Raw genomic sequence first — 24,969 nt, 5'->3', positions numbered from 1 at the left:
GGCCTTACCTCCAAGCCCTCGATTCTTTACAAGTCTAGTATGGCACTCTATATAGGAAAAAATTCACGGGTGACCTGAAAATCCCATTCTCGAAGACCCATTTTCCAGGTTATTTCAAGATTCAAGGATACAAAAAAACCGGTTCCCTATAAAGGTACCAGTTTTTCAGTGTTCAATGGTTGCCATCCAATTTTAGGAGTCCGGTTTCTCGTCATAAACCGCATGGTTGTTCTCACCATTTTCATCATCAACATCGTTCTCGTCGGTGCTTCCCGAATCCAACTGTTGACCGTCCAGCTTGTTAAACAGCATTTGAGTCTCTTCTTCCAGATTCTCAGAATCCTCAAACAAGCCTGGTTCCGGAAGGTCTTTAAGTGAAGATAGACCGAAATAATCCAGAAACGACTTGGTTGTTCCATATAGAATAGGTCGTCCAATTGCCTCCGCTCGTCCGACTTCCTCGATCAGATCCTTGTTGACCAATGTATGGATGGCCCGTTCGGATTTTACACCACGAATCTCCTCGATCTCTACACGAGTAATAGGCTGGCGATAAGCAACGATGGCCAGTGTCTCAAGTGCAGCCTGAGATAGTGAGGTCCGTGCAGGAGAGTAAGCCAGTTTTTCAAAATACGCAGCATGCTCGGGTAACGTTCCTAATTGGACCACTCCCGCAATTTTGAGGATTTGAACGCCTCTCCCCTGGTTCACGAAGTCAGCGATCATTTCCTCCACCGCATCTGATACCAGTTCTACCCGCTGATCCACGATCTCGGCGATTTGTTTAATGCTCAGACCTTCCTCTCCGGACAAAAAGAGCAGCCCCTCAATAATCGACTTCAATTTCGGAAAATCCATGATTCCTTGCTTCCCCTCTCCACTCCATAACGATATCCTCAAACATCCGCTCCTGATAACAGACAATCTGTTTCATCTTCATCAGCTCCAGTACTGCCAGAAAAGTTACAACAATCTCATGCCGGTAAATCTGATCATCCAGCAGTTTGGAAAACAACAACCTTCCTCCAGGCCCCATACTCTCCAAAGCCCCAACGACATCGCGTATACGATCTTTCACTGAGATCTCATCCCGCTGGATTCGAGTAACCGTCGTACGCTTCTCCGCCTTGCGCAGGGCCTTCTGAAAAGCGGCAATCAGATCGGAAGTATGCAAACCTTCTACCGGATTCGACTGGGTTTCGACAGGCATATACGGTCTCAGATCCTCTGGCTCTTTGGAGAAAATAAGGCTCCGTTCCCATTCACGCTCATGCAGATGACGGGCAATTCCCTTATATTTGCGATATTCTATCAGACGTGCAATCAGCTCCGCACGTGGATCATAATCTTCTTCTTCCATATAATCATAATCCTCAAAGTCTTCAATCACCGGTGGTTTGGGCAGTAAAAGTTTGCTCTTGATGGACAGAAGCGTTGCTGCCATTACCAAAAATTCGCTTGTAATATCCAGCTCCAGTTCCTGCATCGAATGCAGATACGCCATATATTGATCGGTAATATCGCTGATGGGAATATCCTGGATATGAATTTCTGCCTTATCGATCAGATGAAGCAGCAGATCCAAAGGCCCTTCAAAAGTTTCCAGTTTATATGTAACTACCGTCACTAGACGAATCCTCCCGCCAGAAAAATACAAAACCCCGCTAAGCCGCCGAATCCGGTCTCCCGATTTCGTCTGCGCAAAGCAGGGCACTACATTAAATAAGCACTATTTTAGCTGTTTCGTCAAGTTCGCCATTTCAATTGCAGCCGTGGCAGCATCCCAGCCTTTGTTACCAGCCTTCGTACCAGCACGTTCAATCGCCTGTTCGATATTCTCTGTTGTAACCAGACCAAAGATGGTCGGCACTCCCGTTTTGAGGTTAATTGCAGCAACACCTTTTGCCATTTCGTTGCACACATAATCATAATGAGTTGTTGAACCACGAATAACGGTTCCAAGTGTAATGACAGCGTCATATTTGCCGCTCTCCGCCATTTTCTGCGCGATTAAAGGGATTTCGAATGCTCCTGGAACCCAAGCCACATCCACTTCACTATCCTGTACTCCGTGACGTTTGAAAGCATCCAAGGCCCCGCTAAGCAATTTGCTCGTGATGAATTCGTTAAACCGTCCTACAACCACTCCATATTTTAAACCTTCCGATACCAAATGTCCTTCAAAAAAGTTCGGCATGCAAGTCATCTCCTTAAAGTAAAATGTAATGTTTATTAACCGATTATTGAGCATCCATTTTTCCATAAATTACATGAAATGAATGACTAGTTTTTCTCTTCGTTTTGTTCGATATCATCGAACTTCAGCATATGCCCAAGCTTCGCCTGCTTGGTATGCAGGTAAAGTGTATTATCCTCGTTCTCTTCCATTTGGATGGGAACACGTTCCACCACTTCAAGACCATAGCCTTCAAGACCTTTGATTTTGCGGGGATTGTTCGTTAACAAACGAATTTGGCGAACACCGAGATCCTTCAAAATCTGTGCACCTATGCCGTAATCCCGCAGATCAGCGGCAAACCCCAGTTTCAGGTTAGCATCAACGGTATCCAGACCCTCTTCCTGCAGCTTATAAGCTTTGAGTTTGTTGATCAGTCCGATGCCGCGGCCTTCCTGTCTCATGTAGAGCAGCACACCATTGCCTTCCTCATGAATCTGTTTGAGTGCTGCATCAAATTGCGGCCCACAATCGCAGCGGTGTGAATGGAATACATCGCCTGTGAGACATTCGGAGTGAACGCGGACCAAGACAGGCTTGGAAGAGTCAATTTTACCCTTGACCAACGCCACATGCTCTTTGTTGTCTACTGCATTCGTATACGCCACAGCCTGAAATTCACCAAAATCTGTCGGCATGCGAACAGCTACTTCACGTTGAACCAGCTGCTCCTTCTCATTACGGTAACGAATCATGTCCTGTATGCTGATCAACTTTAGATCATGCTTGCGCGCGATCTCCTGCAAATCAGGAAGTCTGGCCATAGTTCCATCTTCCTTGATAACCTCACAGATCACGCCTGCGGGATAGGAACCGCACATAATGGCGAGATCAACAGCGGCTTCCGTATGTCCGGCACGACGGAGCACTCCGCCGTCTTTTGCAATTAACGGGAACATGTGACCCGGCTTGCGGAAATCACTACCCTTGGCTTCCGGATCAATTAGACCTTTCACCGTAATGGAGCGTTCATGTGCAGAAATGCCTGTCGTGGTATCCTTATGATCCACAGAAACAGTGAACGCCGTCCCGTGAAAATCGGTATTTTGCTGAACCATCGGTTTCAGATTGAGCTCATCAGCACGCTGCTGTGTAATGGGAACACACACCAAGCCTCTGCCCTCGGTAATCATGAAGTTGATCACTTCAGGCGTAGCCTTCTCGGCCAGTGCAATAAAGTCCCCTTCATTCTCCCGGTCCTCATCGTCCACAACGATAACGGGTTTTCCGCGCATCAAATCGTAAATGGCTTCCTCTATGGGATCAAGTATGGATTGATCTGACATAAGTTCCCCTCCAGTTGTCTCTCTATAAAATGTACACCTTCATTTATGCAAAGCCGTGGTTGGCCAGAAATTCCTCACTAATGCTTTTGGGTTTGCCTCCACCGGTTTCCGGATGTCCTTTGCCGTACTGGAGCAGATGATCCACATATTTCCCCAAAATATCACATTCAATATTAATGGTATCGCCCGGCTTTTTCACTTGAAGTACAGTCTCCCCAATGGTATGAGGAATAATCGATACGGTAAACGAGGTTTGTGTCGTCTGCACCACAGTTAAACTAATACCATCCAGTGTTACCGACCCTTTGGGAATCAAGTATTTAAACATCTGATGGTCGTCCGGTTTAATCTCAAATACAACAGCGTTCTGATCACGTGTGATACTGCCGATCACTCCCGTGCCATCCACGTGCCCTTGCACGATGTGTCCGCCAAAACGGCCGCCTGACTGCATGGCCCGCTCCAGATTCACTTTGCTCCCGGATTGCAGCTGGCTGAGATTAGTATGCCGGTAGGTTTCAGGCATGACATCTGCAGTGAATCCTCCACCTTCCAAAGTCGTTGCCGTTAGGCAAACTCCGTTCACAGACACGCTGTCGCCTATCTTCAAATCATCCATGATGGCGGAAGCTCCGATGTTCAGGACCATTGCTTCGCCTTTTCGACCAATACGCCGAATCTGACCGACTTCTTCCACCAAACCGGTAAACATGCTGCCGCCTCCTTATTCTCGTTTCTCTTCTTGCAATTTCATTTCCGTTACTCAGGCCAGACAGGGATTCCACCAATACTGATATTATCTCCAACTTGCTCGATTTCCAGCTGATTCAATTGGATGGCTTGGCTCATGCGTTCCACACCTTCGAATCGGAAGCTGCCCGGTGTATCGTACCCGCCCACAATTTTTGGAGCGATAAACATCAACAGCCGATCCACCAATTTCGCTTCCAGCATCGCACCGTTCAATGTGCCGCCGCCTTCAAGCAGGATGGAACCAATCTCTCGATCGCCCAGCTTGCTGAGCGCACTCAGCAAATCCACTCTTGGTCCTGGACCACAACGTATAATTTCCACGCCATAGGCTTCCAGACGCTCGGCCGCCTCAGCGCTTGCCTCATCCGTCGTAAGCACCCAGGTTGGTGCAAGTCCGTCCTTGACCATTTTTGAACCTACAGGAAGGCGGAGCTTGGAATCCACAACGATTCGTACAGGGCTGATCCCTTCCACTTGAAGGCGAGTGGTGAGCTCTGGGTTATCTGCAATAACCGTATCCACGCCAACCATAATACCCTGATGACGATGACGCAGCGCATGTACGATTTCGCGTGCAGGTTCGTTGGAGATCCATTTGCTGTCTCCACTGCGGGTAGCAATTTTGCCATCCAGCGTAGATGCTGTTTTTAAGGTAACAAACGGTAGGCCCGTGGTAATGAATTTAATGAATTTCTCGTTCAAACGTCTTCCGCGCTCGCGCAAAACGCCGACTTCGACCTCAATGCCTTGTTGACGCAACATGCTGATCCCTCTGCCGGATACCTGCGGATTGGGATCTTCACAGCACACCACGACTCGCTTCACTTTTTCGTGAATCAGACGTTCGCTGCACGGCGGCGTTTTGCCATAATGACTGCAAGGTTCGAGGGTTACGTAAACCGTACTGCCCTCGGCATCACTGCCTGCCATATTCAGTGCATGTACTTCTGCGTGGCCTGTACCCCGTTTGAGGTGACTCCCCAGACCCACAACCCTGCCTTCTTTTACAACTACACAACCAACGACAGGATTAATTCCTGTTTGCCCTTGTGCACGTTCTGCCATATCCAACGCAAGCCCCATATAAAATTCATCATTGATCATTTCCAAGTCCGTTCACCCCACGGTTAATATCTTAAGTTAGAGACCTCCCTTCCATCAGAGAGGTGGTTGTACCATATCCATAATAAAAAATCCCCACCCGAACAATCGTTCGATGGGGATGATGAGAGACATGTGTCACCAGCAGGATGTCGTTGATACGTTTGCCAACAGCACTTTGCCCAAAACTCCATTTCAGGCAAGTGAAAGCAGACACATACCTTAATGAACTTCAATTACAGGTAAAGAGCTTCTATGATGTGGCATATGTACGGAAAATGTCGGGATAACCGACTCTCCCTGCACAGAAGCAGACTTCTGGTGCAGCAACACATCTGCGGAATGCAGTCCATATGGGCTGCACCCTCTCCTTCTCCCATCCAGACTATACTGTCGGTTCTGGAATTACACCAGATCAGCCATCTGCCACAGGCAGACAGGTCACGGACTTTGCACCAGGTGCTGGATTGATATCCTTACACTATGCATCACCGCCGGTAGGGAATTGCACCCTGCCCTGAAGGATCGTTGCGTTATTAATTGGATGTTAGCACTTTAACGCCAAAAAATCAATTGTTTTTTGTTCCTTTTTGTCACATACTAACTTTTAATAAGCTAGAGAATACAAAAAAACCGCTTCGTTCAAAACGAAACGGCTCTTTCTTGTCTTGCAAGAATAACAATTAAACTTCTACGACTTCAACAGTTTCCATTTTGTCGCGACCTTCGAAAGCATCTACGAACTCCATACCTTTGGTTACTTTACCAAATACGGTATGTTGTCCATCCAGATGCGGCTGTGGTTGGTAGCAGATGTAGAACTGGCTTCCGCCTGTGTTACGGCCTGCATGCGCCATAGCCAACGTTCCACGCTCATGTTTGTTCGGGTTGATCTCACAGTTGATCGTGTAGCCAGGGCCACCTGCACCGGAACCGTTAGGGCATCCGCCTTGAGCTACGAAGCCCGGGATAACGCGGTGGAATACAAGTCCGTTGTAGAAACCGGAGTTTGCCAGTTTCTCAAAGTTTGCCACTGTGTTTGGAGCTTCTTGATCGAACAGGTCGATCAGAACTTCTCCGCCGTTTGCCATTTTGATTTTCGCTTGTTTCGCCATATGTAAATGACTCCTTTCGTATTGACCATCGTTAATGGTGCCAGAACGCATGGCATGGGCCAAGCTTTATAGCACTTTTCTTAGTGTACACCGAAATGGGATTGATCGCAAAATAATCAGCATATTTTTTGAGAAAATATCCTTAAAATCAAAAAGAAGACCAAGGGATGTCCCTTTTGGTCTTCTTTAAATTATATTCAATAGATTAACGGGTTACTGGCTGCTTGGCAATACGCTCCGGCACAAGGTCATTCTGGATGATGTCCTGATACGTTTCGCGACGTACAACAACATCACCTTGACCGTCTTTAACAAACACGACCGCCGGACGACGAATCCGGTTATAGTTGCTTGCCATGGAGTAGTTGTACGCACCCGTGCAGGCTACGGCAAGCAAATCACCGCTCTGAACTTTAGGCAGGTCCAGATCCCAGATCAGCATATCGCCACTCTCACAGCATTTGCCGGCAACCGATACGGTTTCCTGAGCAGACTCATTCGCACGATTGGCGAGTACCGCTTCATATTTGGATTCATACAAAGCCGGACGCGGGTTATCCGTCATCCCGCCATCCACAGCCACATATTTGCGTACCCCAGGGATATCTTTGCTGGTACCTACAGTGTACAGAGTCGTACCTGCCTCACCAACAATACTGCGGCCTGGCTCTACCCAGATTTCGGGCACATCGTAACCGATTTGGGCGAAATGATTTTTGACTGCATCCGTAATGGCTTTTACGTATTGTGATACTTCAAGTGGAGTATCTCCTTCGGTATAGCGGATACCGAACCCGCCGCCGAGGTTAACCACTTTGAACGCTACTTTAAGACGCTCATATACACTCGAAGCAAATTCAGCTACGCGCTGAATGGCCATCTGGAAACCTTCCACCTCAAAGATTTGAGAACCGATGTGGGAATGGACACCCAACAAAACCAGGTTGGACTGTTTGGAAGCGAGCTCAATCGCTTCGAACGCTGTTCCGTTACCGATATCGAATCCGAACTTCGAATCTGTCTGACCTGTAGAGATATATTCATGTGTATGTGCTTCCACACCAGGAGTCACACGAAGCAAGATGTTCACCTGACGATTTTTCTCTGCGGCTACAGCCTGCAGCAAATGCAGTTCATTGAAGTTATCCACAACGAAGCAGCCGATTTCGGCATCAAGTGCCATTTCGATCTCTTCCAGTGTTTTGTTGTTGCCGTGGAAATGAATACGTTCAGCAGGGAATCCAGCTTGCAGAGCTGTGAACAATTCACCGTCGGATACAACATCCAGGGAGAGTCCTTCTTCCGCAGCAAGAGCACACATAGCCATAACGCAGAACGCTTTACTTGCATAAGCAACCTGGAAACCCAGTCCGGAAGCACGGAATGCATCCATGTATTCTCTGCAGCGATCGCGAACCAATTGCTCGTCCACTACATAAAGTGGTGTTCCAAATTGTTCTTTCAGGTCTGTTGTATCCACTCCGCCAATTTCCAGATGGCCTTGAGCATTTATTTTACTTGTACCATGTAAATACATAATCAGCATTCCTCACTTTTTATATACTGGAATAGTTTCTACTCCAATGATTTTACACCAGTATACCAAATTAGACAGCGAGAAGAATGGATTTTTAGGCAGATCATTTGTGTTTTTTACTTTTCCGCTTTTCACCGTCCGGATCGTCAGGCATTTTTGTGTTGTCGCGTGTCTTGTTGAACGATGGACGTTTTTTACTTTCCAGGAGTGGCAATCGGAACAAAAAGTTCCCCAGAGCCTTTGCATTAAACGGTATGAACGGCCACAAGTAAGATGAATTGTAGGACCGGTGTATGGTGAGCGCCAAAATAAGCAAGGTTGTACCGACCACAAATCCGGGTACTTTGAAAATGGCAACGGCGATCAACAGGACCAGCCTCACGAGCCGATTCGCAAGCCCAAGCTCATAACTCGGTGTGGCGAACATACCGATCGCCGCAATAGCCATGTAGAGAACGACTTCATTCACAAAATATCCCGTCTTAACGGCGATATCCCCGACGAGAATTGCCGCAATCAAACCCATGGCCGATGCCAGAGGTGTAGGGGTATGAACTGCTGCCATCCGCAGCAAATCCACCCCAAGCTCAATTAAAAGAAACTGCAGAATGATGGGCAGCTTCACATTCTCTTGTGGACCTATAAAATCCAGTCCTATCGGTTTAAGCGCAGGATCAATCACCATCAACATCCATAGTGGCAGCAAAAACAGGGAGATTAAAATGCCCGCGAAGCGAACCCAGCGCAGGTACGTTCCCATAAAGGCAGTCTGTCTGTTCTCTTCGGCATGTTCACAGAGGTCAAAAAAGGTTGTAGGCAAAATCATTACACTTGGCGAAGTGTCAACAAATATGACAACCCTTCCTTCAAGCAGATGAGATGCCGTCACATCCGGTCGTTCGGAATACCGGACCAGCGGAAACGGATTCCACCCTTTATTGATTATCGCTTCCTCCAGCTGTTTGTCCGCTGCGGGTATTCCATCGATATCCACCCGTTTGATTTTTTCACGAACCGAGTCCACCTGTACTTTATCCACAATATCATCGATATAAACCACACAGACATCCGTTTGGGTTCTTCGGCCCACCTGCATGATCTCGAACTTCAATCCAGGATCACGTATCCTCCGGCGTACCAAAGTAACGTTGGTCAAAAGGGTTTCCGTGAAGCCATCTCTTGAGCCCCGGACCACTCTCTCCAGGGAAGGCTCTTCCGGAGAACGTACCGGATAACTCCGTGTATCCATGATCAATACGGAGCGATCCCCTTCGACAAACATGGCACTCATCCCGGTGAGGACTTTGTTAATGACCGCGCTCATCTTATCGACTCTCTCCACCTGAATATGAGGGATGTAGCATTCAAAATACGACTTGAGCGCATGTCCTGTTACCTGATCCGGTGAAAGGTAGGTTAGTCTTTTTAACACTTCCAGCAAAATCCCGTCCTTGGCAAACCCGGTCAACAGCAGTAATCCAACGTGCTTGCCGCCCAGAACCATCTCTCTCATATTGACGTCAAAAGACTCTCCAAGGCCCAGAATCTGCTTCAATGTATATTTGTTATCGCTCATGCGAGGGGAGATATCATCGTTATCCTGCCAGTACTGTACGGATTCCTCAACGCTGTCTGACATCTCATCCTGTTTCTTTTTTTCGTACGCCCGCTGCTCCTCTTCCTTTTGAATTTCATAAGGTGATTTGTGCATCAGCTCTTCGGGTACTCCTTCACCTGAATCGTGCCCGGTACTGTCTGATCTTACATCCATTTTCCATCCTCCTTCGATTCCTTGTTCTAACGCTGATATACAAAAAAGTCGAACAGGGAACCTGTCATTTTACCCAGAATCATGGCTAGCAGCAGTCCGAATAGATACGATTTCATGCCCAATCGTTTTGCCAGTACAGGCAGCACATTGAGCACTTCCGTCAGTGCCGCAGCGAGCAAGCCGATGAACACCCCGCAAAACAATCCGATGATCGGACTAAGCACCCAAATTCCAGGCACTTTCCAGTGCCAGAAATCGGCAATGGTTCCGACCAACGATCCTCCGATCAATGCCCCTTCATACCAGTGGGTTTTGTCATAGGAACGGGTTAGCTGTGCAAGTCTGGGAATCATATCAAGCACGAGAATGAGGGCAATCACGCCGCTTCCTACTGCAATTCCTCCTGCAATGCCTAATACGATGCTGATCGCTCCGTTAAGAACGCTCATCGGCATTCATCTCCCCGCGTTCCTGCTCGTGCATTCGTTCAGTTTCTTCAATGACGACAAACTTGTCTACATTTTGCTGGTATAAGAACATTTCCACTTCAAGCGGAGTGGGTTCTTCATTCCACTTTTTCTTAAATAAATGATTAAAAAATACAGCCATACCGAATCCGATCCCGATGGAGTACGCCACCTGAAACAGATAGGGATGCTCATCCCGGCGACCCGTAATCATCTCCACAATGCGGATCTGTACTTCCTGCATGTTCACGTCTGCATGGAAATTCATGATGGTCAGTGCTGAGCCAAAGAAGAGCAGCAACCAGACCAGGATGAACAGGGATTTGGAAGGTCTTCCAGTCCCCGCAACGACCTCAACCAGCGTATGGCCCGAACCGATTAGTTCGACTGTAACCTCGGGCAACATGCGCCGAATTTGAGGTATGATCTGCAAAATATCAATCAGGATCAGATTGCCGTCCTCCGGTCCCGGGCGCAGCAGTTCAAGTTCAAGCAGCCTTCGTTCCCCGTCTTCCGGAGAGGTTAACACGTGAGCGATATCACCAAGCTTCACCTCTCTGCCCCTCTGGATACGAATACGGCTGCGCAGACGAATGTAGACCGTTGGAGTGGGTGTCAGAGACATCCGAAACACTCCTTTACTGCGTAATTTAGGTTAGTATTTGAAGAATGTGCAAATTTATTACATTCGGGTTGGAAAAAGGTTGGGAACCCTACGGGCGCTCCGGAATGGATCGGTCATCGGCCGCTGTTCTTCGAAGGTAAGCCACCAAGCTCTCCCGGCTCCCCCATCGTAAAACGACCATAAAAAAAGGCCAACCAGGAGTTTCTGGCTAACCTGATAAACGAAAAGCCCCCAAAATGGAGGCTTCTTAAAGAATATATGAAATATGATTCCCTGGTCGAATTTTAATACAATCATCCAATATTATTCTTCTTCATAAACAACGACGGTTTTACTTTCTTCTTCCCATTGCACGGTTGCATCCAATGCCTCACTTATGAAACGTACGGGTACATAAGTACTGCCTTTTGTAATAGTGGCTGGCGCATCCAAAGAGACGTTTTTGCCATTAACTGTTGCAGTCTTACTGTCAACCACAAGTTTAATGCTCACCCCATCCTTCGTAACAATGATGGAGCGTTCTTCGGGATTCCATGCCACTTGGGCTTTCAAAGACTCAGCTATGGCGCGAAAAGGAACAAACGTGTTGCCCTTTTTGACAAAAGGTTCGGAGTTAGAAGCTTCCCCGTTCACATACAGCTTCACCCCATTCTTTTTACCCGCCTTTTCATTGAGTTTTCCCATTGTTTTGTACAGGTCCAGGTTTTTAAAATTGGATTTAATGGCCTCTTCCTGCAAATACACCGCGTCAGTCACACTACCGTTTTTTTCGAGCATTTCTGCCGCAGTTTCCAACGCCTTGTCCTTTTCAATGATGGCTTCAAGTTCTTTGATTTGTTCGTGCGTCAGCTCAGTCGCATATTTTGTAAGCAAAATATCGGCTAGTACAGCACCTGCCGGTTTATCTTCCACATGTTGAATAGCATTTAGCAAACCTTTGTATCCTTTGGAGCCTTTTTTCTTGGATTCGGTTGGATCGGTTGTATTGTTGGTTGTATTCTCTGTCTCCGATGTTGAGGGATCCTTAACTTTGTCTTCTTCAGTGCTGACCGTGTCAGAAGACTCGACTTCCTCGGTCTGTTTCTCCTCAATTGGAGTTTCTTTGTCTTTGGGTGCTTTTGACGATATCTCTTTACCTGATTGTCCGGGTGGAGTGTTTCCCGGTTTGGCTGAGGTTGTGCCTGCGGCGGTGGCAAGCATTAGCGCCAGACTGGTTAGCAAGGTGATTGTTTTTTTCATTGACGGTTCCTCCTGAAGTAAAAAAATATATGCTCCTTCATTATCGGTAGAATAAATACATTCTGATAGGAATGTTACGAATAATTCGCCTATTTCCTTTTCTTGAATACATTGTAGTGAAATCAAACCTGAAGGGCGGCATCAAATATGAATTTTGCTTATCGTGAAGCGATGCTTTTTACTTCAAATGTTGGGGGTGATTCGTACGACATTTGGCTTTATCAACCTTTAACAGGTCAGACGATTAAGCTGACCCAAGATCTTGGTGAGGAATTTTCAATTCCATATTGGTCGCCAGATATCCGGAACTTCGCCTTTATCGGCAAGAAAAATATCGTGTATGTATTCAATCTAAACAGCAGGGCATGGGCACAAATTGATCAAATTGACCCTTATACTTTACTGAGCTGGTCGCCGGATAGTCTATACTTGAGTTATGTAAAAAACGGACGGATTGTGATCTACAATATCAACTCCCATGCCAGCGGTTCAATCGTTCAACAAGGAGCCACCGATGTCCAGTGGTTTCCTTCAGGAGAGGCTCTCCTGTTTGCAGCTCCGGATGAAGCAGGCAATACCCAACTATATAAAATTAACCGAGATGGCATGAACAAACAGCAATTAACTCAAAATACGGAGGGGCCTCTCCACAATGTCAGAATATCACCTAACGGAGAGTTTGCCCTATATACATCCCCGGGAGCCAGCATTTCGTTGATCACTACGGTGAACCTGACAACAGGAGCGAGCCACCAACTTAATGGTGGCCCTCAGGCGAAAAACTATTACCCCGAATGGTCCCCGGACTCTTCACTCATCGCATACAGTGCCACCGACTTCGTGGATAATCAATATGTTTCTTTAATCCAGACCGACAGCCCAGTTGGAGGGCAACAAAAAACATGGGCGGTCTCCACCTGCTTCTCTACCCCTTTAAGTTGGTCGCCGGATGGGAACCGAATCGCTTACTTATCAGGGTGCAATAATCAAGAACAAGCAACCGAAATTTGGATTATTGATGTAAGAAACCCTAATAATCCGATCAACATTGTTGAAGCAAGGTGGATTACAGCTCTTAGATGGTCACCACGAGTGCATGATGTTCATCCGTATGGATTATATCTCAATCAGGTATACAAGGTATCTTTCTATTATCCGCGAAGCTGGCACAAAGTTACCGAAGAACGATTCGAAGGAGCGGACGGATTTTTCCAGATATCCGCGATCTCTTCTGAGGAAGGAATTCACGAGGTATGCAGAGCGGAAGCTTTTCATATGTTGAAACCCTATGGGGCAAACCCCCGAATTTTCCATGCTTTTATTCAAGCACAAGAAGCCTGTTTCATATTCCCTTCGGAAGACCAACCCGTGGAAATGAGAAATCAGGCGGCACTTATTGTAAAATATCCTGCTCCTGTTGTGATTCAAGGAAATCCGTATTCATATTTCATCTTATGGACTGATCAAAATCACTTGATTTCACTGGGAAAGACACTTACTTTTATTTAACATAATACTGATATCTAACTATAAACTCATACAGGAAAAAGGGTGCAGAACGAAATCATCGTTTTGCACCGCAGCAGGATTGAGGAAATGAGGGGAAGTCCCAGCTTACGGACTCGGGCCATGACTTTGTCTGTGACATCAATACCCTGAAACTCCCTTTCAGTCAGAAGATCTTTTTTTCAGAATTTTCTTCTGGGTGACCTTCCTTCTGAATTGTAAAGGGGTCACATTCATGGTTTTACGAAATTGATTAATGTAATAGCTCGTGCTGTTAAAACCGACGTCGTACGCAATTTCGGTGATGTTACGCTCGGAGAGCTGCAAAAGCTCAATACTTTTTTGGATACGGTAATCCATAACATACTGCATCGGGGTGGTTCTCAGCATTTGCTTGAAATACCGGCACGTCTCCGATCGACTTAACTGCCCGGTCCTTGCAATATCCTCTAACTTGATGGGATCCGAATAATTCAGATGAATCCATTGCAGCATGTCCTTCATTCGCTTGTTTCGGTTCATCTCCGATGGATCATGTTCCAAAGAGTATCCGTTTGTAATCAGAAGTTTCCACATGTTCAGCAGCGCCGAAGCAACATTCACTTCGTAATAAGGAGCCTGTTCCACAAGTTCCTTTCTAATGAGACCGATGGCACCCAGAATCTGCTCTCCCCAGGAAACAGCACCTTCTAAGTACAGAAAAGGCAGATTGGTGGCCGTTGCATAAGGATGCACATACTTCACGTACAAATCTGAAGGCAGCAGAACATGCGGGGACATATTCAGACATAGATAAATACAGTTTTCATTCTCACTATGATCTTCTGCCATATGCATCGTCCCACTGTTGATAAATATTCCGTCTCCTTTTGGTATGACCATTTTCTGATCGTTGATATGGAACAACGCCGTACCCTGAAGAATCGCAACAACCTGCAATTCATCATGCCAGTGCAGGGGGATGTGTCCATGGACATTTTGTGCAATGGTTGTTTCATAACAGGCTACGGCTAAGGTATCGGTGCGGTGCTCGGTCATTTCCTTCAAATTTTGATCGATGATAAATCCATTCTTCTGCATAGAGCCTCATCTCAATATATTTATATTTTTATGTGTGATATTGATATTAATGTACCGCATTTCTCCTTAATATAGCACTATTCTTATATTTAAGGTGAGGCGATCAAGAGTGACAACCAAAGCAAGGTCCAAGATATCAGGTATTCTACTCGTTCTGACCGGAGCAATCTGTTGGGGCATTGGAGGTACCGTATCACAAAAACTGTTTCAACTGGATGGAATTGAAGTCAACTGGTATGTAACCGTTCGATTGCTGAGTGCTGGTTTGCTGCTTCTGCTTATTCAATCCTGTACACGCGAACGATCTCAGATTATTGATGTATGGAGAAATAAAAAAACAGCTGCACAACTGATCCTATTCGGATTAGTAGGTATGCTTGCCGTCCAGTACACGTACATGGCATCCATTAAATATGGCAATGCTGCGGTTGCTACACTCCTGCAATACCTCTCGCCAGTCATGATCATGATTTACATTGTGCTGCGCAAGCAGTCTGCTCTCAACCGCAAGGATCTTGCATGTGCCGTTCTGGCTCTCGGGGGCTGTTTACTCTTGTTGACTAACGGCTCCGTTACCCGGTTATCTGTCTCCTGGCTTGCAGTGATCTGGGGTCTGTTATCCGGCGTTTCAGCTGCATTTTATACCCTTTATGCCGTAAAACTGATTAAAAAATTCAATTCACTTGTTGTGGTTGGCTGGGCCATGATCATCGGCGGTCTGGGATTGAGTTTTATCCACCCGCCGTGGAAGGCCGACTTCGCCGGCATAACGCTCGAAACCTACAGCTATTTAATATTCACGATCATTTTTGGAACCATGATTGCTTTCTGGTTCTATATTGCCAGTTTAAAAAGTCTTACACCTAAGGAAACCAGCCTACTGGGGAGCGCAGAGCCCCTGGCCGCCGTTGGAACAACCGTGATTTGGCTCCATGAACCGTTTGGTTTCTATCAATGGATGGGTACGGCATGTATTATTGGAATGATCTTAATAATGCAGTTCAATCGTTCAGGGTCTATTCGCACCAAAGAAAAACAACCTTTATCGCGTGATTAGCGCGTTAAAAGGTTGTTATTTGTCGTATATTGGTGATACTGCACCCATGCTGCGGCTTGCAATCCAACAGCTACTGCGCGATCTGATCGCGAATGGATTGAAGTATTTTTTTCTCCAGCCGTGAAACTTGAACCTGAGAAATGCCCAGCCTGGTAGCTACCTCTGACTGCGTCTGATCCCGGTAATACCGCAGGTAGACGATCAATCGTTCCCGCTCACTAAGACCACCAATCGCTTCATTCAGTGCCAGCTTGTCAAACCACCGTTCCTGGGATTCGTCGGCAATCTGGTCCATCAACGTAATCGGATCCCCGTCATTCTCAAACACGGTCTCATGAATGGATGTCGGCGGTTTATTCGCTTCCTGTGCAAAAACAACTTCCTCCGGGGTCACCCCCAGCTGTTCAGCAACTTCCTTGATCGTTGGCAGACGATCAAGGTGTTTGGACAGTTCGTCCCTTTTTTTGCGGACTTTATTCGCCATTTCCTTCAGGGAACGACTAACCTTGAGGGTTCCGTCATCCCGCAGGAAACGCTGAATTTCTCCGATGATCATGGGGACCGCATAGGTGGAGAATTTCACATCATAGCTGAGATCGAATTTGTCCACCGATTTAAGCAGACCGATACAACCAATCTGGAACAGATCTTCTGGTTCGTACCCCCTGTTCATAAACCGCTGTACAACGGACCAGACAAGTCTGATGTTGCAGTTCACCAGCGTATCCCGTGCGACATGGTCACCCGACTGACTGAGCGCAATCAGCCGTTTGACCTCGGCATCGTCCAAATAGGTCTGTGAAGACTGTTTCACTTCAGCATCCATAAGACCAACCCCTAATTATACAATGCTTTCTTGGATTCAATCCTCTTCTTCATCTTGATGGAGGTGCCTCTGCCGGGCTCACTGCTGACTTCGAATTCATCCATGAAGTTTTCCATAATGGTGAAGCCCATGCCCGACCGCTCAAGTTCGGGTTTGGACGTATATAGCGGCTGTTTGGCCAGTTCGAGATCTTCAATTCCTTCTCCGCGATCTTCCACAATAATCGTAATCATGTCTTCGCGAATTTGCGCCTGAATGGATACGACACCCTCGGGATTGTTGTTATACCCGTGGATGATGCTATTCGTCACCGCTTCCGAGACAACCGTCTTCAGATCGCTTAGCTCGTCCATCGTAGGATCAAGCTGGGAGATAAAAGCCGCAACCGTTACCCGTGCGAACGATTCGTTCTCCGACTTGGCCGCAAATTGCAGATTCATGAAATTTGTTCCCGTTCCTTCATTCATGAGACGACCTCCAGACCCGAGAGAGCTGTTCCCTCATTTTCGTAAATCGGCATGATCTTGAACAAACCCGACATTTCCAGCAAACGATACACCGGCGGATTGACATCACATACAACCATCTTGCCGCCTTTATTTTTAATGAGTTTGTATCTGCCCAAAATGACACCCAGACCTGAACTGTCCATGAATTGCAGATCTTTCAGGCTAAGCACCAAATGTTCGCACTGTCTGCGCTGGATGGCCTCATCCATTTGCATTCGTACCATATCGGCTGTATGGTGATCCAGCTCCCCGGATAATCGCACAATCAGAATTCCGCGGTGATGCTCCATTTCCACATGCAAGTTCACGTTTGCTCACTCTCCTCCCAGTCTTGAACAAGGATTTCTACGTTTCCGAAGGCTTTTCCTGCCCCCCGACAAAACTAGAAGAAAACCCCTATTTAACTACAAAATACGTTCAAAGAATGTATGCAGAACGCGTAAAATCAGCGTTAATCAAACAGGTTGGATGTCGTCCGCTTGAACAGTTTCCACCAGCCCGCCTTATTCACATCCTGAGGGGCCTGAATATCGAATTCCTTGATAACCTCGTTCCCTTGGTACACCACAAGCTTACCTATACTTTGACCTGCCTTGATCGGTGCTTTCACTTCTTTTGCCATTAACAGCTCATGGCGGAACTCATCCGATTTTGCCCCTTTACGCATCAGTACACTATAATTTTGCGCAGCCGTCAGAGGTAATTCAGCGACTTCCCCTTTTTCGATCTTCAGACTTCCGAGCTGATCCCCTGCTTTGTACAAAGGTTTCATCGTGTATTGTCCGAATGCATAATCGAACATCGAAGACACTTCGGCATTCCGAGTTTTTGTGTTCGGTTCCCCGAGCACCACAGCAACGGTACGCAGTCCGTCCTTCATCGCAGTAGCCGAGAGACAGAATTTGGCTTCAGACGTATAGCCCGTTTTCAAACCGTCTGCGCCGGAATAAAATCGAACCAATTTGTTCGTGTTTACCAGCCAGAAGGGCTTCTCTGTATCTTTGCGAAGGTAATCCTGATAAGCTCCCGTATATTTCGTGATTCCCGAGTGCTTCAGCAATTCACGGCTCATCAGGGCAATGTCATGTGCGGAGGAATAGTGATTCTCCACAGGGAGTCCGTTACAGTTGGCAAAATGGGTATCCTTCATGCCGAGCTCTTTGGCACGCTCATTCATAAGCTGCACAAAAGCTTCTTCCGATCCGGCAATTTTCTCGGCCATAGCGACAGAGGCATCATTACCGGAAGCCATGGCGATTCCTTTTAACATATCATCCACGGTCATTTCTTCACCAGGCTCCAGAAAAATCTGTGAGCCGCCCATGGATGCAGCGTATTCACTTGTTCTGACTTTGTCCGTCAGCTTCAGTTTTCCGGAATCGATGGCTTCGATCGTCAGCAGCATGGTCATAATCTTCGTAATGCTAGCCGGAGGCAGCTGATCATGACTGTTTTTTTCAAATATCACCGTCCCCGTATCTGCATCCATCAAAATAGCAGAACGTGCCGACGGGGCCAGCTCTGTCGCACCTGCTGCTTTGGGTGTTTCTTCAGCCAGCGCTGTTGATGCCATTAGGGGCAGCAGAATACATAGGGTCATGAACGATGCCATTATTCGTTTCTTCACTAGGGTTAACCTCCTCAAATGACTTGCTTACTGCATGCTCCATGCATGTACTGCTAATCATTGTCGGCGCGTTTCCAGCAAATTATTCCATACAAAGAATGATTTCCCGAACTTTTTCTGTAACCCGATCAGGTAAACAAAAAAACATGCCCTCCCGTCAAAGGGAGAACATGCCAATTTATCGTACTATGCCAGTGAAACGCGGGACCAATACTTCCTTCTCAACCCCAATCCCATGAATAGATATTCCAAAAGATGAGAAACGAAGTCAATGCAACAAACAAACGGATATTCCACTTTGTCGGAGAAGCATAGGTTTGATAAATCATGATCAAAACGATAATCATACTGGCAGCCAAAAACGCGATATTCGTTTTAAAAGTGAAAAGCAGCAACAACACTCCGATATGTATTACGCCTATGACACGGTCAATATTCATATCAAACCTCCTTACATGACATGTAGATCGTTATAGCTACACTGAAAGATTTCTCATTGGACAGATATTTTCATGCTACCCTTTAATTATTTTCTGAATTTCACTTTTTTGTAATAAAAATAAAAAAAGACACCCTCTTGTATGATCCCGAAGGATCACAAGAGGGTGTCTTACTGAAGCTTTACGATTACATTTGCGGAATGAGGGCCAAAACAAGCGCAAGGAACGATTCACGCACACGTTCTGTCGTTTCCATGACTTCGTCATGGGACAACGGCTGATCAAGAATACCGGCTGCCATATTGCTGATACAGGAAATTCCGAGCACTTCCAGACCAGCATGGCGTGCCACGATCACTTCGGATACCGTGGACATGCCCACCGCATCTGCCCCCAATGTACGCAGCATCACGATCTCTGCCGGTGTCTCATAGTTGGGACCCAGCAAGCCTGCATATACGCCTTCACGCACGTTAAACCCTTGTGAAGCCGCTGTATCCTTCGCCAGCGCACGCAGACGGCGGCTGTAGGCTTCAGAGAGATCAGGGAAACGTACGCCCATAGCCGGATCGTTAGGTCCGATCAACGGATTTTTGCCTGTCATATTCAAATGATCGGAGATCAGCATCAGATCGCCTGGCTCATACGATGTGTTCACTCCACCTGCTGCGTTCGTTACGAGCAAAGAGGATACGCCCAGTTCTTTCATGACACGTACAGGGAATGCTGTAAGTTCCGGGCCATACCCTTCGTACATATGGAAACGGCCTTTCATCATAACGACCGGACGACCTTTGATGGTTCCCACCAGTAATTCTCCTTCATGTCCCTCTACTGTGGAGACCGGGAAGTGAGGAATATCCTGATAGGCAATGCTAACGCCATCTTCAATCAGGTCGGCCAGAATACCCAGACCCGAACCCAAAATCAAACCGACTTCCGGCTTGATGGAGCTTTTACTTTGAATGTAAGATGCAGCTTCCTGAATCATCTGTTGATTTAATGCTGTCATTTCGATGTTCCCCCTTGAGTTGAAACGTTCCGTCTGTATCAGCCAGATGCATCCTTCAGCAAATGAATCACTCAAATGATGCATCGCTTATGTATAACGGCGTTTAAATGTGTACAATTTATTTTATCCTAAATCGGCTGTATGTTCCGCATCTTTTATTGAATTTTTTATCGTTTCAGCAAACTATTTCGCTCGCGGATGATGGGATTCGTAGATTTCTTTCATCGTTTTGCGACCATGATGCCCATATTGTTGTCCAGGCTGCTCCACATGACCGAGCATGTCCTGCACCGCACGTGTATCTGCTCCGCTTGCAATCAGATGAGCAGCAAAGGAATGACGCAGCGTATGCGGCGTAATCTCTTCCGAGATTCCTGCATCCACCGCCGCTTTTTTAAGCAGCTTCCAGAAGCCCTGGCGGGTTAAACGCCTGCCGGACACATTGACAAAGAGCGCCTGCTCGTCCGAGTCTGCTTTGAGCAGCTGGTTACGAAAGTCATTGACATACACACTTGCCCAGTGTGCGGCTGGCGCACCAATCGGCAGAATGCGTTCCTTGCCTGCCCCACCGCAGCGAATAAACCGCATGCCCGGCTGCACATCCCGAATATCCAGCGCAATCAGTTCCGAAACACGAATACCGGTAGCATACAGAAGTTCAAGCATGGCGCGATCACGCACTCCTTGGGCTGAATGAGTATCAGGCGAAGCTAGAAGCAGTTCAATTTCGTCCACGGTTAACACCTGTGGCGGCGTTTTGTCTGCCTTGGGAGCCTCGACGTCAAACGTTGGATCTTGCAGAATTTCACCCCGGCGCATCAAAAAATGAAAGTACGAACGCAGGGATACAACGCTGCGTGCAATGGTTGCATTGGCACGACCTGCCTGCTTGAGCTTGCCAATAAACAGGATGACATGAGTACGACGTACCTGCTCCGCCTCACGGATACCGTATTCCTTATCTGCAAATTCGATGAACTTGTCCACGTCCCGAAGATACGACTCCAGCGTACTGCTTGACATCCCTTTATCTTCTTCCAAGTATAAGGCATAGGCGTGTATCGTCTGTTTCATGCACAACGCTCCTCATCTGACAGAATTGCCGAGCTGGCAATCTGCTTCCGTATTTGCATCCCTGGCTGTCCGGGCTACTCCCCATACCAATAAAATAAACGGAGTCTCTCCGCCAGCGTAGGACGTGCTTCCCCAATGCCTGGCCAATCCGTCTCCTGAAATACTTTCACCGCATTTCCTGTCGGCATCTGATACTGGTCCACAGGTGAGATCCAGCCATTAAACAAATCCAGAACATGATAGAACAGATAAACCAATCCTGCAAATAATATTATAAATCGTATAAAACGAAGTCCTCGTCGCAGTGAAATAATCATGGGTTGTCCCCCTCCTGGTCTGAATCCGATTCATCTAGAATCAGGGTATGATGACAAACCCAGGAATATGACATCCGGGATAACCTCACATCACATGCTGGACCAAAAAAGCTCTCCCGTCAAAACCGCCGGTGAGAGCTTGAAGATATGCTATGTTATTCTTCATCTTTGGGCTTCTGGTCATTTTTAGCTTTGCAACGGTAACAAATCCCATGAAAATCCAGACGGTGATCTACTACCGAAAAGTTAAATTCCCGCTCCAGACGCTCTTCAAGCGGTCCAAGCCAGTCTTCACGTATTTCATCCATACTTCCGCATTGAACGCAGATTAAGTGATGATGGTGATGCTTGGATGTATCTCCGCGCAGATCATAACGCGCTACACCGTCGCCGAAGTTGATTTTCTCTACAACATGCAGCTCACTCAGCAGTTCGAGGGTACGGTACACGGTTGCCAGACCGATTTCGGGAGCTTTTTCTTTAACGAGCATGAATACGTCTTCCGCGCTCAGATGATCTTCTTCATTCTCAAGAAGTACTCTTACGGTGGCTTCCCGCTGGGGCGTTAATTTATAACCTTGGGACTGTAGTTGCTGCTTAATTTTATCGATCCGTGCTTCCATTTTCTCCCTCCCCCTAGGAAATCACTGCACACTGCAACTTAACCCACTTCTTTCATTATAGGGGGAGTGCGTAATTAAAGTCAACATTTTACACTATCCGGTGCGTGCTACGCGGGCAGCAGCATTGGCGTAACCCAGCGCATCATTGCAGGTGTTATCCATGTTTCAAAAGACGCAACACCTAACAGCAGTCCAGCCATAACCAGAGTTAGCAGCACATAAGAAGCAAATGGCCTTTGTCCACCTGGTGTGCGCTGCATGAGAACACGATTCCGAATGATATATAAGGAAAAAGTCATGGCCGACACACTGCAGATCAGCAGTACCGGGATAACGAATAAATTATGCGGTGCAACGGATACCAGGGCAAACAGCAGCCCTTTCCAGGAATACTGTCCAACGAGATATCCAACGGTAAATCCAATTAGCACTCCTTTAAGAAAATCCAGAACCAGTATTCCTGGCAATCCGATGACGGATAGGCCCAGAACCCAGATGAGACCCACCCATTTCAAATGAAGCATCGCAATATCCCAATAGGTTCCGGATTCGATCACTTGGCCATTATGCTGGACTGTCATAAAAAAATTGCCCAGATATCCCTCCAGATCCTGTCGTTGTTCAAGAGACAGGGCATTAACCATCAAGGCGCCAAAAATGACACCGACCAGAAACAAGACAGCCACAAATACATATAACGAGGTTTGACCTTTGAACGTGAAGTAGGAAGAACGCATACAGGTACGAGTCCCCTTTCCGGTTATCATGCTGCAGGATTCCTAAGAAATCCACATAGTCATTCTATGAACCGGAGTTCGTGCGTATGACTCCTTGTCCAGATCCCGCCCTGTACTTTCAGTCTTTCTGTGTTACTCTGCGCCTTTACCGGAAACTTTGCCGTAGGTTCCCCCGCCTCCGGATGACAACTCCAGTCGTCCGTTTCGTGCAGCAGCGATAAGACCTGCCAGTACTGGGCCAACTACTCCTGCAAGCTCTTCTTCACTTGTACGATGAAGCACGTTCATTTCCGTGCCGAAGTGTTCCAGCAGCTGGCGCAGCTTGGCCTTGCCCAGGCCCGGGATAAACTCGAGTGGCACCTGATAGTGATAGGGTGGCCTGTATTCAGGTACATGTGGACTTTCCCGGTCTGCTATGGCCAGTATCCGGTCCAGTACGCCCTGCACAAGCTTCGTACTGCCACAATAGGGGCATCGTTCCGCCGACATTGACTGTTCATCCAGGATGCTGCCACAGGCTGCACAATACGTGCGGTGGTATTTGCCAAGTCTCGGGTTCAACCCGTAATTGGCTGCGATCCTTCTTCCTCTCTCCCCCTTCAGTGCCATGCTGAATTCATCAAAAGAAGGATGGGCCAAGTGCAGCTCATTATATTCCCGCCCGATTTTGCCAAGGGAATGCGCATCCGAATTGGTTAGAAAAGGAAGCTGATCTAGCTCCTGAATATAGCTGGCCATGGATGAATCAGAGCTTAATCCCAGCTCCACGGCATCGATCAGACTTGTATCTAGCACATCTGCCATACGTGGAGCTGTGCTGCCATATATGCCTTTGTGAGGTGTAAAAGCATGTGCGGGCACAATGAGTCCACCACGGGCCTTAATCTCAGCCTGCATCTCAAGGGAAGAAACATACACCCGTTGTGAGCTGAGGTTTACATTTTTCATATAACGCTTCATCCACTCCGTGAAAGACTTCATCGTATTTAAATCACGGAAATAGGCCAGCATATGATATTCCCGCATCTCCGGTTCGCGCAGTTCCAGCTCCGTACCGAGCAGAATTGTTGTGTCCTGGTAAGCAATGCCTCCATCCTTCAGTTCGGACATCGTACCGTTCTCCAGCAACTGCTCGATATCCATCTGAACAACCGGAGAATGGCAGTCTATGACACCCAGCAGATGAATACCTTTGCGATCTGACGCCTCACGAGCAATATTCTCAAAGGTCAAATCCCTACTGCCGCTGATTTTAACAGCTTCACCACGGGACGTACGCCCAATGTGGATATGCAGGTCTGCATAACAAGACTCCCATGAAGCGGAAGTTGCCTGTTGATCTACCATCGTTAAAACCGCCCTGTCGTTCTGTAGATATCCCATGCATACACAGCCATCATCGTTTTGGCATCACTGATCCGGTTCTGATCCATGAGCTGATAGGCTTCTTCAAGCGTAATTTCAGATACTTCAAGAAATTCATCTTCATCCAGCGCCATGTCCCCAACTTCCAATTCCTCGGCGATATACAAGTGAATGATCTCGTCCGCAAACCCCGGCGATGTATAAAACGAACGCAGATGACGCAGCGACTTGGCTACATAACCAGTTTCTTCGCGTAACTCGCGTGCTGCTGCAATCTCCGGTTCTTCTCCGGGATCGAGTTTACCTGCCGGTATCTCCACTTCGGTACGCCCCATCGCCTGACGATACTGATCCACCACCAGCATACGATCTCCGTTCAAGGCGAGTACAGCTACAGCCCCAGGGTGACGGATAATTTCACGTGTTGCCGTTTGTCCATTGGGCAGCTTGACAGTATCAACTTGAAGAGAAATGACTTTACCCTCGAAGATCGGCTTGGTGGAGACGGTTACTTCATCCAGCTTGGGGTTAGACGGGTGCGCTGAGCTGTTTTGGTTAGTTTGATTCATATATGTTCAACTCCACTTCTTTTGGATTTTTTATCTATCGCACGTATAAACCTCTGTTTTTGTGCATATCGTGAGCCTATAGCGTATTCAAAAAAAT

General features: G+C 47.1%; 27 protein-coding genes and 1 riboswitch. Of the genes, 2 read left to right on the top strand and 25 right to left on the bottom strand.

The features are described 5' to 3' along the window. Nucleotides 1–192 precede the first annotated feature (192 nt). From scpB to AAIH57_RS18900, 12 genes are all read right to left on the bottom strand, one after another. A complete protein-coding gene (gene scpB / locus AAIH57_RS18955; RefSeq protein ID WP_430022635.1) occupies nucleotides 193–858 on the bottom strand; it encodes an SMC-Scp complex subunit ScpB in 666 nt (221 codons plus the stop codon). Further along, entirely contained in the window at nucleotides 827–1,627 is an 801-nt protein-coding gene (locus tag AAIH57_RS18950; RefSeq protein ID WP_095290518.1) for a segregation and condensation protein A, read from the bottom strand. Before AAIH57_RS18950 ends, scpB begins: the two co-directional genes overlap by 32 nt. Before the next feature lie 102 nt (nucleotides 1,628–1,729). Next, nucleotides 1,730–2,197 (bottom strand): 6,7-dimethyl-8-ribityllumazine synthase, encoded by a 468-nt coding sequence (ribH, locus tag AAIH57_RS18945; RefSeq protein WP_095290516.1) that lies wholly within the window; start codon nucleotides 2,195–2,197, stop codon nucleotides 1,730–1,732. 86 nt (nucleotides 2,198–2,283) lie between these two features. Next, nucleotides 2,284–3,522, bottom strand: a complete 1,239-nt coding sequence (locus tag AAIH57_RS18940) for a bifunctional 3,4-dihydroxy-2-butanone-4-phosphate synthase/GTP cyclohydrolase II (RefSeq protein WP_217506384.1) — start codon at nucleotides 3,520–3,522, stop codon at nucleotides 2,284–2,286. A 43-nt stretch (nucleotides 3,523–3,565) separates the two neighbouring features. After that, on the bottom strand, nucleotides 3,566–4,234 hold the full coding sequence (gene ribE / locus AAIH57_RS18935; protein ID WP_175395553.1) for a riboflavin synthase: 669 nt from the start codon (nucleotides 4,232–4,234) through the stop codon (nucleotides 3,566–3,568). Between the two features lie 47 nt (nucleotides 4,235–4,281). Further along, nucleotides 4,282–5,385 carry a bifunctional diaminohydroxyphosphoribosylaminopyrimidine deaminase/5-amino-6-(5-phosphoribosylamino)uracil reductase RibD gene (gene ribD, locus AAIH57_RS18930; RefSeq protein ID WP_175395554.1) on the bottom strand — a complete coding sequence of 368 codons (1,104 nt, stop codon included), beginning with the start codon at nucleotides 5,383–5,385 and terminating at the stop codon, nucleotides 4,282–4,284. 355 nt (nucleotides 5,386–5,740) lie between these two features. Then, nucleotides 5,741–5,905, bottom strand: a riboswitch (FMN riboswitch). A gap of 154 nt (nucleotides 5,906–6,059) precedes the next feature. Then, on the bottom strand, nucleotides 6,060–6,491 hold the full coding sequence (locus AAIH57_RS18925; protein ID WP_175395555.1) for a peptidylprolyl isomerase: 432 nt from the start codon (nucleotides 6,489–6,491) through the stop codon (nucleotides 6,060–6,062). Nucleotides 6,492–6,696: 205 nt separating this feature from the next. After that, complete coding sequence (gene lysA / locus AAIH57_RS18920; RefSeq protein WP_430022634.1) at nucleotides 6,697–8,028, bottom strand: diaminopimelate decarboxylase; 1,332 nt, start codon at nucleotides 8,026–8,028, stop codon at nucleotides 6,697–6,699. A 103-nt stretch (nucleotides 8,029–8,131) separates the two neighbouring features. Beyond that, on the bottom strand, nucleotides 8,132–9,739 hold the full coding sequence (locus tag AAIH57_RS18915) for a spore germination protein (protein WP_246310848.1): 1,608 nt from the start codon (nucleotides 9,737–9,739) through the stop codon (nucleotides 8,132–8,134). An 86-nt stretch (nucleotides 9,740–9,825) separates the two neighbouring features. Continuing rightward, nucleotides 9,826–10,254, bottom strand: coding sequence for a stage V sporulation protein AB (locus AAIH57_RS18910; protein ID WP_376768953.1), 429 nt, complete (start codon nucleotides 10,252–10,254; stop codon nucleotides 9,826–9,828). Beyond that, complete coding sequence (locus tag AAIH57_RS18905) at nucleotides 10,235–10,891, bottom strand: stage V sporulation protein AA (protein ID WP_175395559.1); 657 nt, start codon at nucleotides 10,889–10,891, stop codon at nucleotides 10,235–10,237. Before AAIH57_RS18905 ends, AAIH57_RS18910 begins: the two co-directional genes overlap by 20 nt. Before the next feature lie 303 nt (nucleotides 10,892–11,194). Further along, entirely contained in the window at nucleotides 11,195–12,130 is a 936-nt protein-coding gene (locus tag AAIH57_RS18900) for a copper amine oxidase N-terminal domain-containing protein (RefSeq protein WP_430022633.1), read from the bottom strand. 147 nt (nucleotides 12,131–12,277) lie between these two features. On the opposite strand from AAIH57_RS18900, the gene AAIH57_RS18895 reads away from it, so the two are divergent. Then, a complete protein-coding gene (locus AAIH57_RS18895) occupies nucleotides 12,278–13,639 on the top strand; it encodes a TolB family protein (RefSeq protein WP_430022632.1) in 1,362 nt (453 codons plus the stop codon). A gap of 159 nt (nucleotides 13,640–13,798) precedes the next feature. On the opposite strand, the gene AAIH57_RS18890 is transcribed toward AAIH57_RS18895, so the two are convergent. Continuing rightward, the gene (locus AAIH57_RS18890) at nucleotides 13,799–14,716 is read right to left on the bottom strand and encodes an AraC family transcriptional regulator (RefSeq protein ID WP_430022631.1); all 918 of its coding nucleotides are present in this window, start codon (nucleotides 14,714–14,716) and stop codon (nucleotides 13,799–13,801) included. Nucleotides 14,717–14,825: 109 nt separating this feature from the next. On the opposite strand from AAIH57_RS18890, the gene AAIH57_RS18885 reads away from it, so the two are divergent. Then, nucleotides 14,826–15,773, top strand: a complete 948-nt coding sequence (locus AAIH57_RS18885) for a DMT family transporter (RefSeq protein WP_430022630.1) — start codon at nucleotides 14,826–14,828, stop codon at nucleotides 15,771–15,773. 70 nt (nucleotides 15,774–15,843) lie between these two features. Here AAIH57_RS18885 and sigF read toward each other — a convergent pair whose 3' ends face one another. The 12 genes from sigF to AAIH57_RS18825 form a co-directional block, all read right to left on the bottom strand. Continuing rightward, nucleotides 15,844–16,599, bottom strand: coding sequence for an RNA polymerase sporulation sigma factor SigF (gene sigF / locus AAIH57_RS18880; protein WP_095290500.1), 756 nt, complete (start codon nucleotides 16,597–16,599; stop codon nucleotides 15,844–15,846). 11 nt (nucleotides 16,600–16,610) lie between these two features. Continuing rightward, entirely contained in the window at nucleotides 16,611–17,066 is a 456-nt protein-coding gene (gene spoIIAB / locus AAIH57_RS18875) for an anti-sigma F factor (RefSeq protein ID WP_175395563.1), read from the bottom strand. Then, entirely contained in the window at nucleotides 17,063–17,416 is a 354-nt protein-coding gene (spoIIAA, locus tag AAIH57_RS18870; protein ID WP_036663380.1) for an anti-sigma F factor antagonist, read from the bottom strand. The genes spoIIAB and spoIIAA overlap by 4 nt, the downstream gene beginning before the upstream one ends. Before the next feature lie 143 nt (nucleotides 17,417–17,559). Further along, on the bottom strand, nucleotides 17,560–18,681 hold the full coding sequence (locus tag AAIH57_RS18865) for a D-alanyl-D-alanine carboxypeptidase family protein (protein WP_246310849.1): 1,122 nt from the start codon (nucleotides 18,679–18,681) through the stop codon (nucleotides 17,560–17,562). A gap of 275 nt (nucleotides 18,682–18,956) precedes the next feature. Continuing rightward, the gene (locus AAIH57_RS18860; RefSeq protein WP_430022629.1) at nucleotides 18,957–19,175 is read right to left on the bottom strand and encodes a hypothetical protein; all 219 of its coding nucleotides are present in this window, start codon (nucleotides 19,173–19,175) and stop codon (nucleotides 18,957–18,959) included. A gap of 187 nt (nucleotides 19,176–19,362) precedes the next feature. Further along, nucleotides 19,363–20,187: a purine-nucleoside phosphorylase gene (locus AAIH57_RS18855; protein WP_430022628.1), complete on the bottom strand. Its 825-nt coding sequence runs from the start codon at nucleotides 20,185–20,187 to the stop codon at nucleotides 19,363–19,365. A 183-nt stretch (nucleotides 20,188–20,370) separates the two neighbouring features. Beyond that, nucleotides 20,371–21,261, bottom strand: coding sequence for a tyrosine recombinase (locus tag AAIH57_RS18850; RefSeq protein ID WP_430022627.1), 891 nt, complete (start codon nucleotides 21,259–21,261; stop codon nucleotides 20,371–20,373). Between the two features lie 74 nt (nucleotides 21,262–21,335). Continuing rightward, nucleotides 21,336–21,578, bottom strand: coding sequence for a DUF4227 family protein (locus AAIH57_RS18845; protein ID WP_430022626.1), 243 nt, complete (start codon nucleotides 21,576–21,578; stop codon nucleotides 21,336–21,338). Nucleotides 21,579–21,733: 155 nt separating this feature from the next. Then, nucleotides 21,734–22,201 carry a Fur family transcriptional regulator gene (locus tag AAIH57_RS18840; protein WP_024630961.1) on the bottom strand — a complete coding sequence of 156 codons (468 nt, stop codon included), beginning with the start codon at nucleotides 22,199–22,201 and terminating at the stop codon, nucleotides 21,734–21,736. A gap of 107 nt (nucleotides 22,202–22,308) precedes the next feature. Next, nucleotides 22,309–22,938 (bottom strand): stage II sporulation protein M, encoded by a 630-nt coding sequence (spoIIM, locus tag AAIH57_RS18835; protein ID WP_430022726.1) that lies wholly within the window; start codon nucleotides 22,936–22,938, stop codon nucleotides 22,309–22,311. Between the two features lie 132 nt (nucleotides 22,939–23,070). Beyond that, nucleotides 23,071–24,285: an endonuclease Q family protein gene (locus tag AAIH57_RS18830; RefSeq protein ID WP_430022625.1), complete on the bottom strand. Its 1,215-nt coding sequence runs from the start codon at nucleotides 24,283–24,285 to the stop codon at nucleotides 23,071–23,073. Between the two features lie 2 nt (nucleotides 24,286–24,287). After that, nucleotides 24,288–24,872: an NUDIX hydrolase gene (locus AAIH57_RS18825; protein WP_430022624.1), complete on the bottom strand. Its 585-nt coding sequence runs from the start codon at nucleotides 24,870–24,872 to the stop codon at nucleotides 24,288–24,290. Nucleotides 24,873–24,969 lie beyond the last annotated feature (97 nt).

Source organism: Paenibacillus sp. MABNR03 (genome assembly GCF_050455445.1).
Taxonomy (GTDB): domain Bacteria; phylum Bacillota; class Bacilli; order Paenibacillales; family Paenibacillaceae; genus Paenibacillus; species Paenibacillus xylanilyticus.
The sequence above is the reverse complement of the archived record's forward strand: the minus strand, read 5'-3'. Positions and strand labels throughout refer to the sequence as shown.

Excerpts from the sequence above, each read along its gene's own strand:
- AAIH57_RS18845 (WP_430022626.1), bottom strand. The coding sequence starts at position 21,578 with ATGATTATTTCACTGCGACGAGGACTTCGTTTTATACGATTTATAATA.
- AAIH57_RS18855 (WP_430022628.1), bottom strand. The coding sequence starts at position 20,187 with ATGACAGCATTAAATCAACAGATGATTCAGGAAGCTGCATCTTACATT.
- AAIH57_RS18905 (WP_175395559.1), bottom strand. The coding sequence starts at position 10,891 with ATGTCTCTGACACCCACTCCAACGGTCTACATTCGTCTGCGCAGCCGT.
- sigF (WP_095290500.1), bottom strand. The coding sequence starts at position 16,599 with ATGGATGCTGAAGTGAAACAGTCTTCACAGACCTATTTGGACGATGCC.
- AAIH57_RS18890 (WP_430022631.1), bottom strand. The coding sequence starts at position 14,716 with ATGCAGAAGAATGGATTTATCATCGATCAAAATTTGAAGGAAATGACC.
- AAIH57_RS18850 (WP_430022627.1), bottom strand. The coding sequence starts at position 21,261 with ATGAAACAGACGATACACGCCTATGCCTTATACTTGGAAGAAGATAAA.
- AAIH57_RS18940 (WP_217506384.1), bottom strand. The coding sequence starts at position 3,522 with ATGTCAGATCAATCCATACTTGATCCCATAGAGGAAGCCATTTACGAT.
- lysA (WP_430022634.1), bottom strand. The coding sequence starts at position 8,028 with ATGTATTTACATGGTACAAGTAAAATAAATGCTCAAGGCCATCTGGAA.
- spoIIM (WP_430022726.1), bottom strand. The coding sequence starts at position 22,938 with ATGCGTTCTTCCTACTTCACGTTCAAAGGTCAAACCTCGTTATATGTA.
- ribH (WP_095290516.1), bottom strand. The coding sequence starts at position 2,197 with ATGCCGAACTTTTTTGAAGGACATTTGGTATCGGAAGGTTTAAAATAT.
- AAIH57_RS18825 (WP_430022624.1), bottom strand. The coding sequence starts at position 24,872 with ATGAATCAAACTAACCAAAACAGCTCAGCGCACCCGTCTAACCCCAAG.
- AAIH57_RS18840 (WP_024630961.1), bottom strand. The coding sequence starts at position 22,201 with ATGGAAGCACGGATCGATAAAATTAAGCAGCAACTACAGTCCCAAGGT.
- AAIH57_RS18915 (WP_246310848.1), bottom strand. The coding sequence starts at position 9,739 with ATGCACAAATCACCTTATGAAATTCAAAAGGAAGAGGAGCAGCGGGCG.
- spoIIAB (WP_175395563.1), bottom strand. The coding sequence starts at position 17,066 with ATGAATGAAGGAACGGGAACAAATTTCATGAATCTGCAATTTGCGGCC.
- AAIH57_RS18865 (WP_246310849.1), bottom strand. The coding sequence starts at position 18,681 with ATGGCATCAACAGCGCTGGCTGAAGAAACACCCAAAGCAGCAGGTGCG.
- AAIH57_RS18925 (WP_175395555.1), bottom strand. The coding sequence starts at position 6,491 with ATGGCGAAACAAGCGAAAATCAAAATGGCAAACGGCGGAGAAGTTCTG.
- AAIH57_RS18895 (WP_430022632.1), top strand. The coding sequence starts at position 12,278 with ATGAATTTTGCTTATCGTGAAGCGATGCTTTTTACTTCAAATGTTGGG.
- AAIH57_RS18860 (WP_430022629.1), bottom strand. The coding sequence starts at position 19,175 with ATGAATATTGACCGTGTCATAGGCGTAATACATATCGGAGTGTTGTTG.
- scpB (WP_430022635.1), bottom strand. The coding sequence starts at position 858 with ATGGATTTTCCGAAATTGAAGTCGATTATTGAGGGGCTGCTCTTTTTG.
- AAIH57_RS18830 (WP_430022625.1), bottom strand. The coding sequence starts at position 24,285 with ATGGTAGATCAACAGGCAACTTCCGCTTCATGGGAGTCTTGTTATGCA.
- AAIH57_RS18910 (WP_376768953.1), bottom strand. The coding sequence starts at position 10,254 with ATGCCGATGAGCGTTCTTAACGGAGCGATCAGCATCGTATTAGGCATT.
- ribE (WP_175395553.1), bottom strand. The coding sequence starts at position 4,234 with ATGTTTACCGGTTTGGTGGAAGAAGTCGGTCAGATTCGGCGTATTGGT.
- AAIH57_RS18900 (WP_430022633.1), bottom strand. The coding sequence starts at position 12,130 with ATGAAAAAAACAATCACCTTGCTAACCAGTCTGGCGCTAATGCTTGCC.